This is a genomic window from Arthrobacter sp. zg-Y20 (genome assembly GCF_030142075.1).
GTDB lineage: Bacteria > Actinomycetota > Actinomycetes > Actinomycetales > Micrococcaceae > Arthrobacter_B.
On sequence record NZ_CP126241.1, the window covers coordinates 703,159 to 718,906 of the forward strand.

General features: G+C 66.3%; 15 protein-coding genes. 7 read left to right on the forward strand and 8 right to left on the reverse strand.

Annotation, left to right across the window (positions count from 1 at the left end; genetic code table 11):
• Positions 1–29 precede the first annotated feature (29 nt).
• Together QNO06_RS03445 and QNO06_RS03450 are read right to left on the reverse strand one after the other, a co-directional pair.
• Positions 30–809 (reverse strand): cytochrome c oxidase assembly protein, encoded by a 780-nt coding sequence (locus QNO06_RS03445; protein ID WP_227913470.1) that lies wholly within the window; start codon positions 807–809, stop codon positions 30–32.
• The gene (locus QNO06_RS03450) at positions 802–1,293 is read right to left on the reverse strand and encodes a DUF2243 domain-containing protein (protein WP_227913469.1); all 492 of its coding nucleotides are present in this window, start codon (positions 1,291–1,293) and stop codon (positions 802–804) included. Before QNO06_RS03450 ends, QNO06_RS03445 begins: the two co-directional genes overlap by 8 nt.
• Before the next feature lie 79 nt (positions 1,294–1,372).
• Between QNO06_RS03450 and QNO06_RS03455 the strand changes: the two genes are divergently transcribed.
• The gene (locus tag QNO06_RS03455; protein WP_227913468.1) at positions 1,373–1,666 is read left to right on the forward strand and encodes a DUF503 domain-containing protein; all 294 of its coding nucleotides are present in this window, start codon (positions 1,373–1,375) and stop codon (positions 1,664–1,666) included.
• A 53-nt stretch (positions 1,667–1,719) separates the two neighbouring features.
• Positions 1,720–4,212, forward strand: coding sequence for a Tex family protein (locus QNO06_RS03460; RefSeq protein ID WP_227913467.1), 2,493 nt, complete (start codon positions 1,720–1,722; stop codon positions 4,210–4,212).
• Between the two features lie 56 nt (positions 4,213–4,268).
• On the opposite strand, the gene QNO06_RS03465 is transcribed toward QNO06_RS03460, so the two are convergent.
• The 3 genes from QNO06_RS03465 to QNO06_RS03475 are packed head-to-tail and all read right to left on the reverse strand — an operon-like array spanning position 4,269 to position 5,755.
• Positions 4,269–4,529: a hypothetical protein gene (locus tag QNO06_RS03465; RefSeq protein WP_227913466.1), complete on the reverse strand. Its 261-nt coding sequence runs from the start codon at positions 4,527–4,529 to the stop codon at positions 4,269–4,271.
• A gap of 26 nt (positions 4,530–4,555) precedes the next feature.
• On the reverse strand, positions 4,556–5,245 hold the full coding sequence (locus QNO06_RS03470; protein WP_227913465.1) for an HAD family hydrolase: 690 nt from the start codon (positions 5,243–5,245) through the stop codon (positions 4,556–4,558).
• A gap of 48 nt (positions 5,246–5,293) precedes the next feature.
• Entirely contained in the window at positions 5,294–5,755 is a 462-nt protein-coding gene (locus tag QNO06_RS03475) for a very short patch repair endonuclease (protein ID WP_227913464.1), read from the reverse strand.
• Between the two features lie 127 nt (positions 5,756–5,882).
• Here QNO06_RS03475 and QNO06_RS03480 point away from each other — a divergent pair, with 127 nt between their 5' ends.
• Positions 5,883–6,119, forward strand: coding sequence for a YegP family protein (locus QNO06_RS03480; RefSeq protein ID WP_227913463.1), 237 nt, complete (start codon positions 5,883–5,885; stop codon positions 6,117–6,119).
• 80 nt (positions 6,120–6,199) lie between these two features.
• Here QNO06_RS03480 and QNO06_RS03485 read toward each other — a convergent pair whose 3' ends face one another.
• Entirely contained in the window at positions 6,200–6,343 is a 144-nt protein-coding gene (locus tag QNO06_RS03485; RefSeq protein ID WP_227913462.1) for a hypothetical protein, read from the reverse strand.
• 190 nt (positions 6,344–6,533) lie between these two features.
• Between QNO06_RS03485 and QNO06_RS03490 the strand changes: the two genes are divergently transcribed.
• The 3 genes from QNO06_RS03490 (at position 6,534) to QNO06_RS03500 (ending at position 10,017) form a co-directional block, all read left to right on the forward strand.
• Complete coding sequence (locus tag QNO06_RS03490) at positions 6,534–8,204, forward strand: FAD-binding dehydrogenase (protein WP_227913461.1); 1,671 nt, start codon at positions 6,534–6,536, stop codon at positions 8,202–8,204.
• 113 nt (positions 8,205–8,317) lie between these two features.
• Positions 8,318–9,001 carry an FMN reductase gene (locus tag QNO06_RS03495; protein WP_227913460.1) on the forward strand — a complete coding sequence of 228 codons (684 nt, stop codon included), beginning with the start codon at positions 8,318–8,320 and terminating at the stop codon, positions 8,999–9,001.
• A gap of 98 nt (positions 9,002–9,099) precedes the next feature.
• A complete protein-coding gene (locus tag QNO06_RS03500) occupies positions 9,100–10,017 on the forward strand; it encodes an NAD(P)-dependent oxidoreductase (protein ID WP_227913459.1) in 918 nt (305 codons plus the stop codon).
• 35 nt (positions 10,018–10,052) lie between these two features.
• Here the strand turns inward: QNO06_RS03500 and QNO06_RS03505 are convergent, their stop codons facing one another.
• Positions 10,053–10,505: a MarR family winged helix-turn-helix transcriptional regulator gene (locus QNO06_RS03505; RefSeq protein WP_227913458.1), complete on the reverse strand. Its 453-nt coding sequence runs from the start codon at positions 10,503–10,505 to the stop codon at positions 10,053–10,055.
• 64 nt (positions 10,506–10,569) lie between these two features.
• A complete protein-coding gene (locus QNO06_RS03510; RefSeq protein ID WP_227913457.1) occupies positions 10,570–13,884 on the reverse strand; it encodes a DEAD/DEAH box helicase in 3,315 nt (1,104 codons plus the stop codon).
• Positions 13,885–14,033: 149 nt separating this feature from the next.
• Between QNO06_RS03510 and QNO06_RS03515 the strand changes: the two genes are divergently transcribed.
• On the forward strand, positions 14,034–15,728 hold the full coding sequence (locus QNO06_RS03515; RefSeq protein ID WP_227913456.1) for a hypothetical protein: 1,695 nt from the start codon (positions 14,034–14,036) through the stop codon (positions 15,726–15,728).
• The last annotated feature ends 20 nt before the right edge of the window (positions 15,729–15,748 follow it).

Genomic DNA, 15,748 nt, shown 5'->3' on the forward strand with positions numbered 1-15,748 from the left:
GGCCAAAGCCGGTATTCAACTTAGTAAGCTTACTGAGGACCGGATATGGATGCGATTCGTGCCCGTGGGCGGGACCACTGGAACCACTGGCGGCATAGGAGCAGAACCAGCACCAGTTCCAGGACCGCACCGCCGTAGTACATCACCAGGGCGCCCTGTTCCGCTGCGGTCGCGCTCACGCCGGGCGGCGGATCGGCATAAATGCCCTTGGCCAGGATGTTGTGCGCGGCAATGGACAGGACCAGCACAATGGCCCGCAGCCGGTAGCCGGCCCGGTGCGGTGAGGGATCCCGGCCGATGATGGCGGCGGTAAACAGATACCCCGCAGCGAGCAGATGGAACGTCACCAGCCAGTGCACCGGCATGGACTCCTGCATGGCCTGCAGCAGCGGGGTGCGGAACATCAGGAACATTCCGCCGGTATTCAGCACGGCCGCGGTAACGGGGAAAGCCAGGAAGCGGACAAACCTGCTGCGCAGCAGCCGGGAGAGCCGTCGGGCCGGAAAGACGTCAAGGCTGCGCAGCGCGAGCGTGAAGGGACGGGACAACACCAGCAGCAGCGGCGAGACCATCCCGGCCAGCAGGTGGGAGAAGCTGAGTATGGCGAAATCCGTATGCGCCAGTTCGGCCAACGGGTTCAGCACGGTCACCAGGACCGCCCCCACGCCCAAGGTGAAGCACAGGGTCCGGTACCAGGGCCAGCTGCCCGAGCGCGGCGAGAGCGCTCCGGCCCAGTAGGCCACCAAGGCAGCAACCGCGGGGATAAAGAACAACGTCTCCGCGGCGAAGCCTCCGCCGTGGTTATGCATCGGCCGTGGTTTCTGCCGTGCCCGGGGGAACGGCGGCACGGGTACGGTACGTCAGCCATGCGCCGGCAACGATCAGCAGCACCGCCACCGAGTTCCACACGGTGTCATAGGCCAGCAGATCCACCTCGTACCGGATCTGGTGCAGGCCCATGAGTTTGTGCTGCACGGTGCCGTCATACAACTGGAAGGCTCCGGCGCCGAGCAGGACACCGCCAATCCAGCGCGGCCACAGGAGCTGGTGCCAGCGGCGGAGGTCGGCGAACAGGAACAACCCGGCCACCACGGCAAACCAGCCAAAGGCGTGGAACAGTCCGTCCGAGAACAGGCCCACCGAGGTGGTGGAGCGGTCATAGAAGTGGTGCCACTGCAGCAGTTGGTGGAAGACCACTTCATCCATGAAGGCAGCCAGCCCGATTCCAAACAGGAGACCGGAAACCAGATTGCGTGGGCGGGGAGACCTGCGGGTGTGGTGCTGCGTTGCCATCTTTTGAACATAACACCGACCGGGCGGCGGCTGCAGGCGTGCGTGACAAGGCCGGTGCGCTGCGGCAAGGATGGATACCATGTGGATCGGCGCGCTGGAACTGGACCTGCTCCTGGGGGATGTGCATTCCCTCAAGGGCAAACGCTCGGTGGTGCGGCCCATCCTCGCTGAGCTGCGGCGGAAGTTTGACGTCTCCGCCGCGGAGGTCGGGTCGCTGGACCTGCACCGCCGTTCGGGTTTGGGTGTAAGTGTGGTGTCGGCGGACAGGTCGCATGTGGTGGAGGTGCTCGATGCCGCGGAGCGACTGGTGGCGGCCCGGCCGGAAGTGGAGCTGTTGAGCACCCGGCGCCGGCTCTTCACCGAAGAGGACTAACCGCCCCGGCCGGCCGCTCGCCACAAGCGGGTGCATGGGGAAGAATTGGGCGGGTGAGTCTAAGCAGCGTAGAACCCGTCGCCCACCTATCCGCATCGGACGAGCAGGTCATTGCCCAGCTCGCCTCGGAACTCGGCGTTGCGCCGTGGCAGGTCCGTGCTGCCGTGGAACTGCTCGACGGCGGTGCCACGGTGCCGTTTATCGCCCGGTACCGCAAGGAGGCCACCGGCACCCTGGACGACGCACAGCTGCGGGACCTGGATGAGCGGCTGCGGTACCTGCGCGAACTGCAGGAACGGCGGCGCACCATCCTTGAGGCGATCGATGCCCAGGGCAAGCTGACCCCGGAGCTGAGGGCCGCCGTCGTCGGGGCTGAAACCAAGTCCCGGCTGGAGGACATCTACCTGCCTTACCGGAGCAAGCGGCGCACCAAGGCGCAGATTGCCCGGGAAGCGGGACTGGAACCGCTGGCGGATACCCTGCTGGCGGATCCCGGCCGCGTGCCGGAAACCGAGGCAGCAGCGTATGTGCGCGACGGCGTGCCCGATGCAGTAGAGGCGCTCGCCGGCGCGCGGGCCATCCTCATCGAGCGTGTGTCCCAGGATGCGGACCTGCTGACCGAGCAGCGCGAGAAGCTGTGGCGGCAGGGGCGGATGCGCTCGCAGGTCCGGCCCGGCAAGGAAACCGAAGGCCGCAAGTTCACCGACTACTACGACTTCTCCCAGTCGCCCTCCGGGATGCCGTCGCACCGGGTGCTGGCACTGCTGCGCGGGGAGAAGGAGGGCATCCTGGAACTGGCCCTGACCGAGGGGGACCCGGCGGACGCCGAGGCGCTGGCCGGCGCGCGGGCCCGTTATGAACGCTCGGTGGCCGCGCGCCTGGGGGTAGCGGACCGGGGGCGTCCGGCGGACGCCTGGCTGATGCAGACGGTACAGCTGGCCTGGCGGCGGATCCTGGCGAAGTTGTCCGTGGACCTGCGCGTCCGGCTGTTCACCGACGCGGAAACCGAAGCGGTCCGGGTCTTCGCTGCGAACCTGCGTGATGTGCTGCTGGCCGCGCCCGCCGGCAACAAGGCCACTATGGGCCTGGACCCGGGCCTGCGCACCGGGGTGAAGGTGGCCGTGGTGGACGGCACCGGCCAAGCGGTGGCCACCGACACCGTGTACCCGCATGCCCCGGCGCGCCGCTGGGACGAGGCCCTCGCAGCCCTGGCCGGGCTGGTGAAAGCGCACGGGGTGGAACTGATTGCGATTGGCAACGGCACGGCATCGCGTGAAACGGACAAGCTGGCCGCCGAACTGATCAAGCTGGTGACAGGCGTGCGCAAGCTGGTGGTCTCGGAAGCCGGAGCATCGGTGTATTCCGCATCCGCGCTCGCTTCTGCTGAATTGCCCGGCATGGACGTTTCCCTGCGCGGTGCCGTGTCCATTGCCCGCCGGCTGCAGGACCCGCTGGCCGAACTGGTGAAGATTGATCCCAAGTCCATCGGAGTGGGCCAGTACCAGCACGACGTGACGCCGGCCAAGCTGGAGCGCGCCCTGGATGCGGTGATCGAAGACTGCGTGAACGCGGTGGGCGTGGACGTGAACACCGCGTCGCCGTCGCTGCTGGCACGGGTGGCCGGCGTCGGGCCGCTGCTTAGCGAAAACATCGTGGCCCACCGGAACGCAAACGGTCCCTTTACCCGCCGCCGGGACCTCTTGAAGGTGCCGCGGCTGGGGGCAAAGGCGTATGAGCAGTGCGCGGGGTTCCTGCGCGTGAGCGGGGGATCGGAGCCGTTGGACGGCACCAGCGTCCACCCGGAGTCCTATCCGACTGCCCGCAGGGTCCTGACCGCCGCGGGTGCCACCATGAGTCCGTCCGGGGCGTCCCTGGACGGCCTGGATCCGGCGGCGTTCGTGGACGATCACGTGGGCCTGCCCACCGTCCTGGACATCATTGCCGAACTGCGCAAACCCGGACGCGACCCCCGCCCGGCCTTTGAAACAGCGGCCTTCTCCGAGGGGATCGAGAAGATTTCGGACCTGCGGCCGGGCATGGTCCTGGACGGGGTGGTCACCAACGTTGCCGCCTTCGGAGCCTTTGTTGATGTGGGCGTGCACCAGGATGGATTGGTGCACATTTCCGCCATGTCCACCACCTTCATTTCCGACCCACGGGAAGTGGTTAAGTCCGGGCAGGTGGTCAAGGTCAAGGTGATGGAGGCGGATCCGGAGCGCAAGCGGATCTCGCTGACCCTGCGGCTCGACGACGACCCTGCAGACCCGGCCGGGAGCCGGCCGCGGCGCGGGCAGGGAACGCAGGGACAGGCATCACGGGGACAGGCATCGCGGGGGCAGGGCCCGCGGGCAGCAGTGCCCGCGCCGGCAGCGTCCCGCCCGGGGCCGGTTTCGGCATCATCACCAAAGGCCAAGGCATCCGCGAAGGGCGGCGCCAAGGCCACAGCCCAGGCAGCTGGGAAGGGTGCAGCGCGGGTTAGCAGGGCAGAACCGGCACCGGGCGGTGCCATGGCCGATGCCCTGCGTGCCGCCGGCCTGTTGAAGTAGGCCGGCAGCGGGCTGGCAGCGGAGCCCGATCCCTGAGCCCGATCCCGCTGGGAGGATCAGCCGGCGTCGCCCGGCCGGTCCTCATCCAATCCGCCGTCCCGTTCCGCGTCCCGTGGGTCGCCAGACGCGGGCACCGTACCCGCGGCATGTGTGCCCTGGTCATCGCGGATGTTGCCGGCGGAGTGGGCCTTGTGGCCCGGAGTGCGGGGTTCGCCGGTGGGGCCGGGCTGGGGCGCGCTGGGACCGAGCGGATCTTTGGCGCCGTTCGCCGGTCCCTCCGCATCTGCCCGGCCGTGTTCAAGGGGTTCGCGAGCCATGAGGGGTCCTTCCTTGGCTGGGGGGCTTAGTCCTGGAGCAAGGTGCGCAGGAGGCTGTTCTCCAGGTCCGCAAGCAGTGCCCGGGGGTTCTCATAGATTTCTTCGGCTCCTGCTTCGAGCAGTTCGGCTTCGCTGGTGCCGCCGCAGGTGAGGCCGATGGTGGGAATGGAAAGCTTGCCCGCTGCCTTCACGTCCCACACCGAGTCACCCACAAAAACGGTATTTGCCGCTTCCAGTCCGCCGGACTCCAAAGCTGCTTCCAGAATGTCGGGGGAGGGTTTGCTGGCTTCGGCATCCCCGGAGCTGGTCGCACCGCTGATGGCCGAATCGGCGTCGATGACGGTGCGCAGGAACTTTAGTTCAGCTTCGGATGCTGACGAGGCCAGGACTACGGTGAGGTCCTTATCCGCGCAGGCCTTCAGGAGGTCGCTGGCACCGTCGAAGGAACGCAGTGCGGGCCACCACGTAGAGAAAATGGCGCCGTGTGTGGCGTCCATTTTTTCGTCCTCGTCCTTGTTGCGGTCCTCGCCCAGCAGATGTTCCACGAGCTTGTCCCCGCCCATGCCGATGGCCCGGTGAATGGCGGACATGGGCACATCGTGCTCCATTCGGCGGAAGGCCTGCCACCAGCAAACCGCGTGCAGGTAGTTGGAATCCACCAGGGTTCCGTCCACATCAAAAAGGACGCCCCGTTTGCCGTTAGCCGAACTGCCCATGCCTGCCGCCTCCGTAGTACTGGTTGCTGTAGATGTCTGTGGTCGAGTCTAGTGCCGTGTCTCGGGGCTCGGGGCCGGTGCTGCCCCCGGCGGGCCCAGAAAACGGCGCAATTGCTGCTCCAGGACACTCCGGTCACGGAGTTCGCACTCCCAGACCACCAGGGCCTCCCAGCCGGCCGCTGCCAGCCGGTCCCGTGCTGCGGCGTCGCGCTCCACGGTCCGGTTCCGCTTGGCCGCCCAGAACTCGCTGTTGGTTTGCGGAGCGTGCCGGCCGGCCGGGCAGGAGTGGAAATGCCAGAAGCAGCCGTTGACGAACAGGACTTTGCGGCGCCCGGCGAACACCAGGTCCGGCTTGCCGGGAAGGCGTGTTTGGCCGAATCTGCCGTGCAGCCGGAACCGGTAGCCGGCGGCGTGCAGGAGGCTGCGCACCAGCAGCTCGGGCTTGGTGTTTTTGCTGCGGATGCGCGACATATTGCGGCTGCGCTGTTCGGGGCTGACGGTATCGGCCATGGTTCCAGTGTAGGAACCGGTTTCAGTTTGGTTTCAGGCTACGCGGATTTAGGGGAGGGGGAGTTGTAAAGCCCTAAGGTGGCTTACTATTAGAGGCACTGATAGACCCCTTACAAGGAGGTAAGTGATGTCGGGCTACTTTAAGCTGGTGGACGCCCACGAAGGCAGCTACCGGATCAAGCTCATTTCCGGCGACGGAACGTTGATGGCTGTGTCCACCACCTTTGACACAAAGCAGGACGCAGCGGCAGGAATTGCGCAGCTGCGGGAAATTGCCGGAACGGGCCCCGTGGTGGACCAGAGCCATGATGCAGATGTGCTGGACGCTGCGAAGAACTCAGGACGCAAGGCAGCGGCGAGCTAAGTCAACGAAGACACGGAACAGGCCCCTGCCCCTCCCCAAAAGGAGGTTCAAGGGCCTGTTCCGTGTCTAGGGTGTCCCGCTCAGCTCTGCCCTTCGTCGCCTTCGGCGGCTTCCTGGGAATGTTCGCGCTGTTCGTTCTGCTTCGTGCTGCTATCGCCCTCGGAGGCCTCCTGGCCGTGGGTCCGGTTGGAGTCCTTCTCCTCGTTGGCGCCCTGTTCGCTCATGCGATTCTCCACTTCTTCCACAGCCGGCACCGGCAGTCGCCGGTTCTCCTAGGAGCGGCCCTACCGTCCAGTCTAAGAACCCCGGTACGGATGCAACAGGCCGTGCCCGTGCGGTGCGTCCCATGAGGGCGCCGGACACCGTGCCAAGCAATGCTGGCCTGTACCGGGTGCTGCCGGTAGCGTGAGCCGGATGCAGCCAAAAGACGCAGACGTCATTGTTGTTGGTGCCGGACTTGCCGGCCTGGTAGCCACCGCTGAACTGGTGGATGCCGGGCGCACGGTGATCCTGGTGGAACAGGAAGGCCAACAGAGCATAGGCGGACAGGCCTGGTGGTCCTTCGGCGGCCTGTTCCTGGTGAACTCGCCCGAGCAGCGCCGGCTCCGTGTACGGGATTCCGTGGAACTGGCCTGGCAGGACTGGCAGGGCACCGCCGGCTTTGACCGCGAGGAAGACTTCTGGCCGCGTAAGTGGGCCGAGGCCTATGTGCATTTCGCGGCAGGGGAGAAACGGGCCTGGCTGCAGCAGATGGGGCACCGGCTGTTTCCCGTGGTCGGTTGGGCCGAGCGCGGCGGGTACGGTGCCAGCGGGCCGGGCAACTCGGTGCCGCGCTTCCACATCACCTGGGGGACCGGGCCGGGAATCACCGCGCCGTTCGAGGCCAAGGTGCGCGACGGCGTCGAACGCGGCCTGGTGCGCCTGGCGTTCCGGCACCGGCTCGATGACCTTGTCCTCACCGGCGGCGCCGTGACCGGTGTGCGCGGCACAGTGTTGGAACCAACGACGGCGGAGCGGGGCACTGCGTCCTCCCGGGCAGCCGTGGGGGATTTTGAGTTCAGCGCATCCGCAGTGGTGCTTACTACCGGCGGGATCGGCGGGGACCACGACGCCGTCCGGGCAGCATGGCCGGACCGGATGGGACCGGCACCGAAGAACATGCTCAGCGGCGTGCCCGAACATGTGGACGGGCGCGGGATCGGCATTGCGCAGGCGGCCGGCGGGCGGGTGATCAACCCGGACCGGATGTGGCATTACGTGGAAGGCATCCGCAACTGGAATCCGGTGTGGAAAAACCACGGCATCCGGATCCTTCCCGGCCCCTCGTCACTGTGGCTGGATGCGGCCGGGGACCGGCTGCCCGTGCCGCTTTTCCCGGGGTTTGACACCTTGGGGACCTTGGAACACCTGCGCCGCACGGGCTCCGACTACAGCTGGTTCATCCTTAACAAGGCCATCATCCGCAAGGAATTCGCCCTCTCCGGTTCCGAACAGAACCCGGATCTGACGGGAAAGTCCATTCGGGATGTGCTGAAGCGGGCCACAGCCGGAGTGCCGGCCCCGGTCCAGGCCTTCCTTGACCATGGGGAGGACTTCATTACCGCCAATTCCGTGGAGGAGCTGGTGGCGGGAATGAATATGCTGGCCAAGGATTCCTCCGCACAGGGCGAGGCGCCCCAACTTTCCGCGGACGCGGTCCGGCGTGAAATCGAGGCCCGTGACCGGGAGATCCGGAATCCCTTCAGCAAGGATTCGCAGGTGACGGCCATTCGCGGGGCCCGCACCTATCTGGGTGACCGCCTGATCCGCACGGCCGCACCGCACCGGATCCTGGACCCCAAGGCCGGGCCCCTGATTGCCGTACGGCTGTCGGTGCTGACCCGCAAGACCCTTGGCGGGCTGCAAACCGATCTGGAGTCGCGGGTGCTGGGCCAGGACGGCGCGCCGGTTCCGGGGTTGTTCGCAGCTGGGGAGGCCGCCGGCTTCGGTGGCGGCGGAATGCATGGGTACCGGTCCCTGGAGGGGACGTTCCTGGGCGGTTGCCTCTTTAGCGGCAGAGCTGCCGGGCGGGCTGCCGCCGGGTAGCTGCCGGGCCTCCGTCGGCATCGGTACCGGACTGCCAAGGCGCCACCCGGAGGAATAAGTGGTGTCGGACCGGGGTTGACCACTACATGCAAACGCATGTGGAGGAGGACCGGATGGTTGATCTTGTTGTGGTTTCGGGTGGCTTGGGCGTTCCGTCCTCGTCACGGATGCTTGCCGATTCCCTGGCTCAGGCGGCACGGGAGGAGATCGAAGCACGGGGCCGTCAGGTGACGGTCTCCACATTCGAACTCCGCGAATACGCCGTTGATATAGCCAACTCCATGGTCACCGGTTATGCGCCGCCAAAATTGGAAGCCCTGATCAGCAAGCTGGTGGCCGCAGACGCGGTCGTGGCAGTGACGCCGGTCTTTACGGCGTCCATGAGCGGGCTCTTCAAGTCCTTCTTCGACGTCATCGACAACAAATCCCTGGACGGCAAACCGGTCCTCATTGCGGCCACCGGCGGCAGCGCCCGGCATTCCATGGTGCTGGATTACTCCATGCGGCCGATGTTCAGCTACCTGCGGGCACGGGTTGTCCCCACGGGTGTTTATGCCGCCCCCGGGGACTGGGGTGCAGGCGAAGCAGGTGCCGGGCCCCTGGATGACCGGGTGCGCCGTGCCGCAGGGGAACTTGCCGCGCTGATGGGGAACGTCCCCGGAGGTACGGCCCAGCAGTCCGGGAACTCACAGCCTTCCCCGGTCTCCCAGCCGGCTCCCTCCCCGCGCGAAACCGCCCAGCAGTTGCCGGCGTCGCTGCCGTTCGAAGAGATGCTCGCGCAGATCCAGCGCAAGTAAACCGTTCGGGACCGCAAACCGATCCGGCACCTGCCGGGGCGGTAGGTGCCGCGCCTATACTTCTGGGACTGTCAGCTCACGCGGAACGGGGTCCGTTCATGGAACCGAGCGTTGTTATCCTTCCGGAACCGAGGGACTACCTGGTCAATGCCGTGCAGGCCGGCGGCGGAGTGGTTGCACCGCTCTCGGAGGCAACCAGGGGGCTGGTCCTGACCGAAGGGCTGTCCCAGGATGCCCTGGAAACGGTCTTGGCCGAGCATCCCGGCATAACGTGGATACAGCTTCCCCTGGCCGGGGTGGACCAGTACGAGGACCTGATGCAGCGCAACCCCGACCGCCAGTGGACCAGCGGCAAGGGTGCGTTCGGCCAGCCGGTGGGGGAGTTCGCCCTGGCGCTGGTCCTGGCCCTGCTGCGATCTGTGGATACCTTTGCCCGGGCGCAGAGCTGGGGCAAGCCGCAGGGCACCTCGCTGCACGGAAAACGCGTGGTGATTGTGGGGGCCGGAGGTGTGGGCAGGGAAATCCTTCGGCTGGTGTCGGCGTTCACCGAACACATCACCATGGTCCGCGCGCACCGCCAGCCGGTACCGGGGGCGGAGAAAACCGTCACCGACGAGGGTTTGGACGATGCCCTGCGGGAAGCCGATGTCCTGGTGCTCGCAGCACCCATGACGGCAGGAACCGAGCATCTGCTGGACGCCCGGCGGTTGGCCCTGCTGCGGCCCGATGCGTTCCTGGTGAACATCGCCCGCGGCCCGCTGGTGGAAACCGCGGCACTGGTTACCGCCCTGGCGGAAGGGAAACTTGCCGGGGCGGCACTGGATGTCACTGATCCGCAGCCGCTGCCGGACGGGCATCCCCTCTGGTCCGAACCCCGGGCTTTGATCACGCCGCATACCGGGGAAACACAGGACATGATCCGTCCGCTGTTCACTGCCCGGGTGGAGCGCAACGTACGGAACTTGGCGGCGGGGTTTGTCTTGGAGGGACTGGTGGACGTCCGCGCCGGTTACTAGGAACGCACGCTGCTAGGAGCGAATGTCCGCCGGACTCAGGTATCCACCCTCGGCCCGGAGGCGACGTCGCCGTCCCAGCCCAGGTTCCGGGCCATCCGTTGCAGCACTGCCAGCAGGGCGGTGTATTCCTCGGCGGCGATATCCTCCGTCATCAGCTGCCGGATCCGGTCCACGGCGCCGCGCAGGTTCTCCAAGCTGCGGCTGCCCAGATCGGTGAGCTGGTACTGGCCGTCCTCAAGTGCCACCCAGCCGGACTCGCGCAGTTCTTCAATGAGTTCTTCGGAAGTGCCGGCCTCCACGGCAGGGAAAAACGGCCGCAAACCGTCCGACAGCTGTTTCTGGGTGGCCGGGCCATCCACCAGCAGGTTCATCATCTGCCACTGCCGGCGGGTGACGCCGTGCTCTTCGAAGCTGGCACCGAACTGGTCATCAACCAGCTGGTCGACAAGCTTGAGCCAGAATCCGATGGGACGCTCCTGAGTGGCCATCACTCCACTGTACAAATCAATGCCCGTCCCGGGAAGGACATGGGGCGGCCGGGGACCGCAGCACCTATTGCAGCAGAGCCCGGATGTCCTCGGCTGTGAGCGCTGAACTGAAAACGGCGTCGTCGTCCATCACCGAGGTGAACAGCTTCGCCTTCTGCTCCTTCAGCGCCATCACCTTCTCCTCGATGGTGTCCCGGGCGACCATCCGGTAGACCATGACATTGTTTTTCTGCCCGATCCGGTGGGTGCGGTCCACGGCCTGGGACTCGGCTGCAGGATTCCACCAGGGATCGAGCAGGAAAACGTAGTCCGCCTCGGTCAGGTTCAGGCCGAACCCGCCTGCCTTGAGGCTGATCAGGAACACAGGTGCCTCGCCCTCCTTGAAGGAGGCAATCACGTCGGCACGGTTGCGGGTGGAGCCGTCCAGATAGGCGTATTTAATGCCTGCCTCACCCAGCCGTTCCGCTGCCTTCTTCAAGAAGGAGGTGAACTGGCTGAAGATCAGCGCACGGTGGCCTTCAGCGGTAATGTCGTTGAGCTGCTCGAACAGCACATCCAGTTTGGCTGACGGGATGCCCTCGTATTCCTCCTCCACCAGGGAGGCATCCAGGCTCAGCATGCGCAGCAGGGTCAGGGAGCGGAAAACGATCATCCGGTTCCGGTCCATGTCCTGGATCAGCCCCATGAGTTTCTGGCGTTCGCGCTGCAGATGCGTCTCGTAGATCTTCCGGTGTTTGGGGTGCAGTTCCACTTCCAGGACCTGTTCCTGCTTCTCGGGCAGGTCCTTGGCGACTGCTTCCTTGGTACGGCGCATCAGCAGCGGCCGGATCCGGCTGCGCAGCCGGGCCAGCAGGTCGGGGCTGTCACCGCGCTCGATGGGCCGCTGGTATTCATCCGCGAACTTGCGCGCGGACGGGAACAGGCCCGGGGCCACAATGGCGAACAGTCCCCACAGTTCCATCAGGTTGTTTTCCATGGGCGTGCCGGTGATGGCCAGCTTGAACGGCGCCGGCAGGTCCCGGGCACACTGGTGCACGCGGGTTACGCGGTTCTTCACGAACTGCGCCTCATCCAGGATCAGCCCGTCCCATTCGGTCTTCCGATAGGCGGCGAAGTCCAGCCGGAACACGGCATAGGAGGTGATGACGACGTCGGCGCCCGCCACCACCTCGGCCAGCGGCACCTTGGACTTGGCAGTGGTGTCGCCCACGGTGACTACCTTCAGGCCCGGCGTGAACCGCGCCGCTTCGGATGCCCAGTTGGGCACCACCGAGGTGGGGGCAACCACCAGGAACGGACGGACCGGCTGCCGGTCCTCCTGCTCCCGGGATTGCTTTTCCCGGGCGTGGGCCAGCAGGGCCAGGGTCTGCAGGGTTTTGCCCAGGCCCATGTCGTCGGCGAGGATGCCGCCCAGGCCGTGGTCCCAGAGGAACGCGAGCCAGTTGAATCCTTCATGCTGGTACGGGCGCAGGTCCGCCTGCAGCCCCGCCGGCAGCGGCACCGGGTCCACGCTCTTCAGGTCCAGCAGGGCGGACACCGATTCCCGCCAAGCTGCGGCTTCCTCGGTTTCTTCCGCGAGCTCTTCCAGCTCCGCCCACAGCCCGGCCTGGTAGCGGCTGATCCCCAGTTCCCCGGTGTCCCATTCCTGCAGTCCCTGCGCCTCGTTGATCAGGGCATGCAGGTGCTCGAACTCTGGGCGGTCCAGGGACAGGTAGGTGCGGTCCACCAGCAGGAGCTTGGTTTTGCCCTGCGCGATGGCCTTGAAGATATCCGCGAACGGCACCAGCCGGCCTTCCACAGTGACCATCACGGCCAGGTCGAACCAGTCCCGGCGTTCAGTTTCCACGGTGGTGATTTTCAGCTTGGGTGCTTCGAGCAATTCCCGGTAGTCCGGGCGTTCGCCGAAGACGTCCACCCGCAGGCCCTCGACCTTTTCCAGGTCGGGAAGGACATGCTCGGTGAATTCCGCGGCTTCGATGCCGCGCAGGGTGCGGTTCCGCGGCACTGCGGACATGGTGCTGCCGGCTTCTGCCAGCAGCGCACCTTCGGCGGGGATGTCGCGGTAGGTGGTGTCGGCGTCGTCCGCCGCTGCGGCTTTGCCGGTGAGCGGCAGCCGGGTCACGGTGCTGCCGTGCCGGTATTCCCACTCCCAGCCCAGCACCAGTTCATCGTCGGCGCCGAATGACGCCGACAGGACCAGCACCGGCGGAGATATTTCCGGGAACTCCACGGACTCGTCGCTGCTGGTGACGGGCAGGACCTGCCGCAGCCGCGGATAGAACTTCTCCAAAAATACCGGTGCGTCGGCTTTGGGAACCGTGACGGGAGCACCCTGCAGGAGCAGGCCCTTGTCCTGTTCGGTCAGGGTTTTGGCGGTGGGCGCCAGCGTGACGGTGTTCTGCGCGGATCGGACGTAGATGCCGTGGCTGCCGATGATGCCGGCGGCTTCCAGGGGAACCGGAGTGCCGTCGATTTCCAGGGTGGGCAGCAGCCGCAGCGGAGCCGGTGTATCGCCGCCGGCCGCACGGACGTCCAGAGACAGTACGGCCAGTTTGCCCACCCGGATGTCCATGTCTTTCTTGCTGCCCACAAACGGGATCCCCAGCCGTGAAGCTTCCTCCAGAAGCTGCCAGAGCAGGGGATTGGCGAAGTCGTCCAGGTACAGCCAGGAGTCGTTCTGCCCGAAGTAGCTCACGCCGTTGGAGCGGTGCAGGGCCGGGAACTGGGAGAACCAGCGGTGCTGGTCCGGGTCCAGCCGCAGGCCGTAAGTCTGATAGCTGATGTTGCTCCAGGCCAGGTTGTTCTTGACCCAGTTGCCCTTGGTATTGCGCACAACCGGCCGGACCCCGAGGCGGAAGGGAGTGGCCCGGTGCCGGCTGCGCGGCGCCGGCGCACCCCAGCGCGAATCAGCAGCCGCCACTACGTTGCGCAATTCAAATTGCAGTGCCAGCGGAGTGGTCTCGGCAGGCCGTGCTGCTCCGGCCAGGTCCGCGTCAATGAGGGTCTGCAGCGACTGCTGCCAGGCCGGGACGGACGGGGTCAGAGCGGGGGAGGATAGTTCCTGCCGGGCTAGCAGATGGTCCATATTGCTTTGCAGGGCTGCTGCCGCCACATGCTTGCAGTCAAAGCCCAGCGGGCAGCTGCAGTGGTTGTCCAGCAGCCGGTAATCGCCTTGGCGCTTGGCGCCGAGCTGCAACAGGGTCCGGTAGGGAACCGCGGCGGTGCCGCGTACCTGCGCGCGCAGCACTTCGCCCTGGGCATCCCATTCCAGGGCCTGCACGGCGCCGCTCCTGGCGTAGGTCTGGCCGCGCTGGAACGCCGAGCCGCCAACCACGCGGATGACGTCGGTGACGTCGACGAGCGGGAGGGTTTCGGGCATGGTTTTATCGTCTCACGCAGCGCCGACGGTTTGCGCGGCCGGCCCCGCAGGCCGGTTTGGAGCCTTCCGGGGTGTCGTGCCTACGATATTGGTAACGCGGGTCACAATGGCGTGATCTGCGTGCAAAACATCTGACGGGGGACAGTGTTGTGGCTGGACTAATCAAGAACCTTCGCTTTGCCTTCCTTGCGGCCGCCGTCGTGGTAGCGGCCAGCGCCTGCTCGGCAGAAGTAGCCGAGGACCCGGCAAGCCAGGCTCCGGCGGCAACATCCTCGTCCACGCCACAACCCGCCACCGGCCCGGTAAAAGCGGAGTTCGGCGGCGTGGACGCTGCCATCGGCGGGGACCTCGGAACCATGGCAGGCGCCGGAAACACCCAGCAGTGTGCCGTGGCCGTCAACCTCAGGGTGCTTTGCTACAGCTACGGCCTGGACGGCACTGGGGCTGATTCCCTCCTCTTTGGGGGAATCCACGGGTTTGAGCAGTACCGGGACCCCCAGGCCTTGGATAAGAACCCGCCTGCCCCGCTCCAGGGACTGCCGGCCGAGGCCCGGATCGCGACTGTGGAACCAACCGACCGGGGCTTTGTGCTCGCCTATGGGGACGGGGTTCACCATGCCCTGCTCCACACGGATTTCAATGGAGCCACCCTGTGGACCCTCGAAACCGGACGGGTGCTGGACCTGACGGTCACGGACACGGCCGTCCTGGTGTCCACTGAAGCAGGTATGCAGGCTGTTGACCTGGGCACCGGAACAGCTTCTCCGGCCAGCGGATCCGTACTGCTGGGGTACAGCTACTCCCTCTCCGAATATGCCACCTACCAGCCCGCTGCCCACGGGCTCTCTGCCGCGGACGGTGGAGCCCTGGTGGATCCCCGCCCCATGTACCAAAAAGTGCTCAACGACTGCCTGAGCGCCGACTGCCGTGAACCGGCGATCCTCCTGGCCGACGCCGGCCACGTCCTGCTTCGCGTTACCGCCGCCGACGGCAGCGGAGAAGTGCAGGCGTATGACGCCGAAGGCCGGCTGAGCTGGGTACTGCCGGGACTGCCCTCCACCGCTGCAGGTTTCCAAGGTGCGTATGTTTTCGGATTTGATGACCCTGCGGTGGGGTTGCTGGCAGTCAACGCCCAAACGGGTACCGAGATCGGCAAGGAAGCGTTGGGCGGTCACGGCGCGCAGGTGCTCGGTGTTGTCGAGGCGGGGGTCCTGGTGCGTTTTGGCATCGATCCCGTGGGGAGCTATGACGCCCGTACTGCCGTGATTCCCTTGACGGTCACCGAGGGCCCGCTGCCGGCAGTGACCGCACCGTCGCCGTCGGCCCCCGGCGGGGAGGCGGGGCTCCCTGCCGGCTGGACGCAGTACGACGCCGAGGGGGATCCGTTCTCACTGGATCTGCCCGAGGGGTGGAGCATTGCGTACGCGCCGGGCCCCGGCGATCCGGGGCCCATGCGCAGCACATATGTTGTGAAGGACGCGGAAGGGGACGAGTCTGCGAGCATCATCACGGGGATGTCCGGATTGGGCGGGGCCTGCCCGTACTTTGTCAGCGGACCGGTTCCCGAGGCCACCACTGCTTTGCCGCACCTGAACAAGGTCGCCAAGCGGGTTGGGACTGCACCGGCGTACCTGGAAACGCAACGGCAGGACAACGGCGCATTGAGCCTTGCCGTGACGGACCGGCTGCCGCATCCGAACATTTGTCCCTTGTACACGGCCGCCGAGATCGGCGGTCTGGGGGCGGTAGGGTTCACCGGCACCGTGGATCCGGAGGAAGTGGGCACAGCGAAGGAAATGCAGCTGCGCAATGTGATGCTCTCGCTGCGCCGCAGCGAGAGCTGACGGAGGGGCCGGAAGGGCAG

Coding starts and splice junctions, on each gene's coding strand:
- QNO06_RS03445 (WP_227913470.1), bottom strand. CDS start 809: ATGCATAACCACGGCGGAGGCTTCGCCGCGGAGACGTTGTTCTTTATC.
- QNO06_RS03450 (WP_227913469.1), bottom strand. CDS start 1,293: ATGGCAACGCAGCACCACACCCGCAGGTCTCCCCGCCCACGCAATCTG.
- QNO06_RS03455 (WP_227913468.1), top strand. CDS start 1,373: ATGTGGATCGGCGCGCTGGAACTGGACCTGCTCCTGGGGGATGTGCAT.
- QNO06_RS03465 (WP_227913466.1), bottom strand. CDS start 4,529: ATGGCTCGCGAACCCCTTGAACACGGCCGGGCAGATGCGGAGGGACCG.
- QNO06_RS03470 (WP_227913465.1), bottom strand. CDS start 5,245: ATGGGCAGTTCGGCTAACGGCAAACGGGGCGTCCTTTTTGATGTGGAC.
- QNO06_RS03475 (WP_227913464.1), bottom strand. CDS start 5,755: ATGGCCGATACCGTCAGCCCCGAACAGCGCAGCCGCAATATGTCGCGC.
- QNO06_RS03480 (WP_227913463.1), top strand. CDS start 5,883: ATGTCGGGCTACTTTAAGCTGGTGGACGCCCACGAAGGCAGCTACCGG.
- QNO06_RS03485 (WP_227913462.1), bottom strand. CDS start 6,343: ATGAGCGAACAGGGCGCCAACGAGGAGAAGGACTCCAACCGGACCCAC.
- QNO06_RS03490 (WP_227913461.1), top strand. CDS start 6,534: ATGCAGCCAAAAGACGCAGACGTCATTGTTGTTGGTGCCGGACTTGCC.
- QNO06_RS03495 (WP_227913460.1), top strand. CDS start 8,318: ATGGTTGATCTTGTTGTGGTTTCGGGTGGCTTGGGCGTTCCGTCCTCG.
- QNO06_RS03500 (WP_227913459.1), top strand. CDS start 9,100: ATGGAACCGAGCGTTGTTATCCTTCCGGAACCGAGGGACTACCTGGTC.
- QNO06_RS03505 (WP_227913458.1), bottom strand. CDS start 10,505: ATGGCCACTCAGGAGCGTCCCATCGGATTCTGGCTCAAGCTTGTCGAC.
- QNO06_RS03510 (WP_227913457.1), bottom strand. CDS start 13,884: ATGCCCGAAACCCTCCCGCTCGTCGACGTCACCGACGTCATCCGCGTG.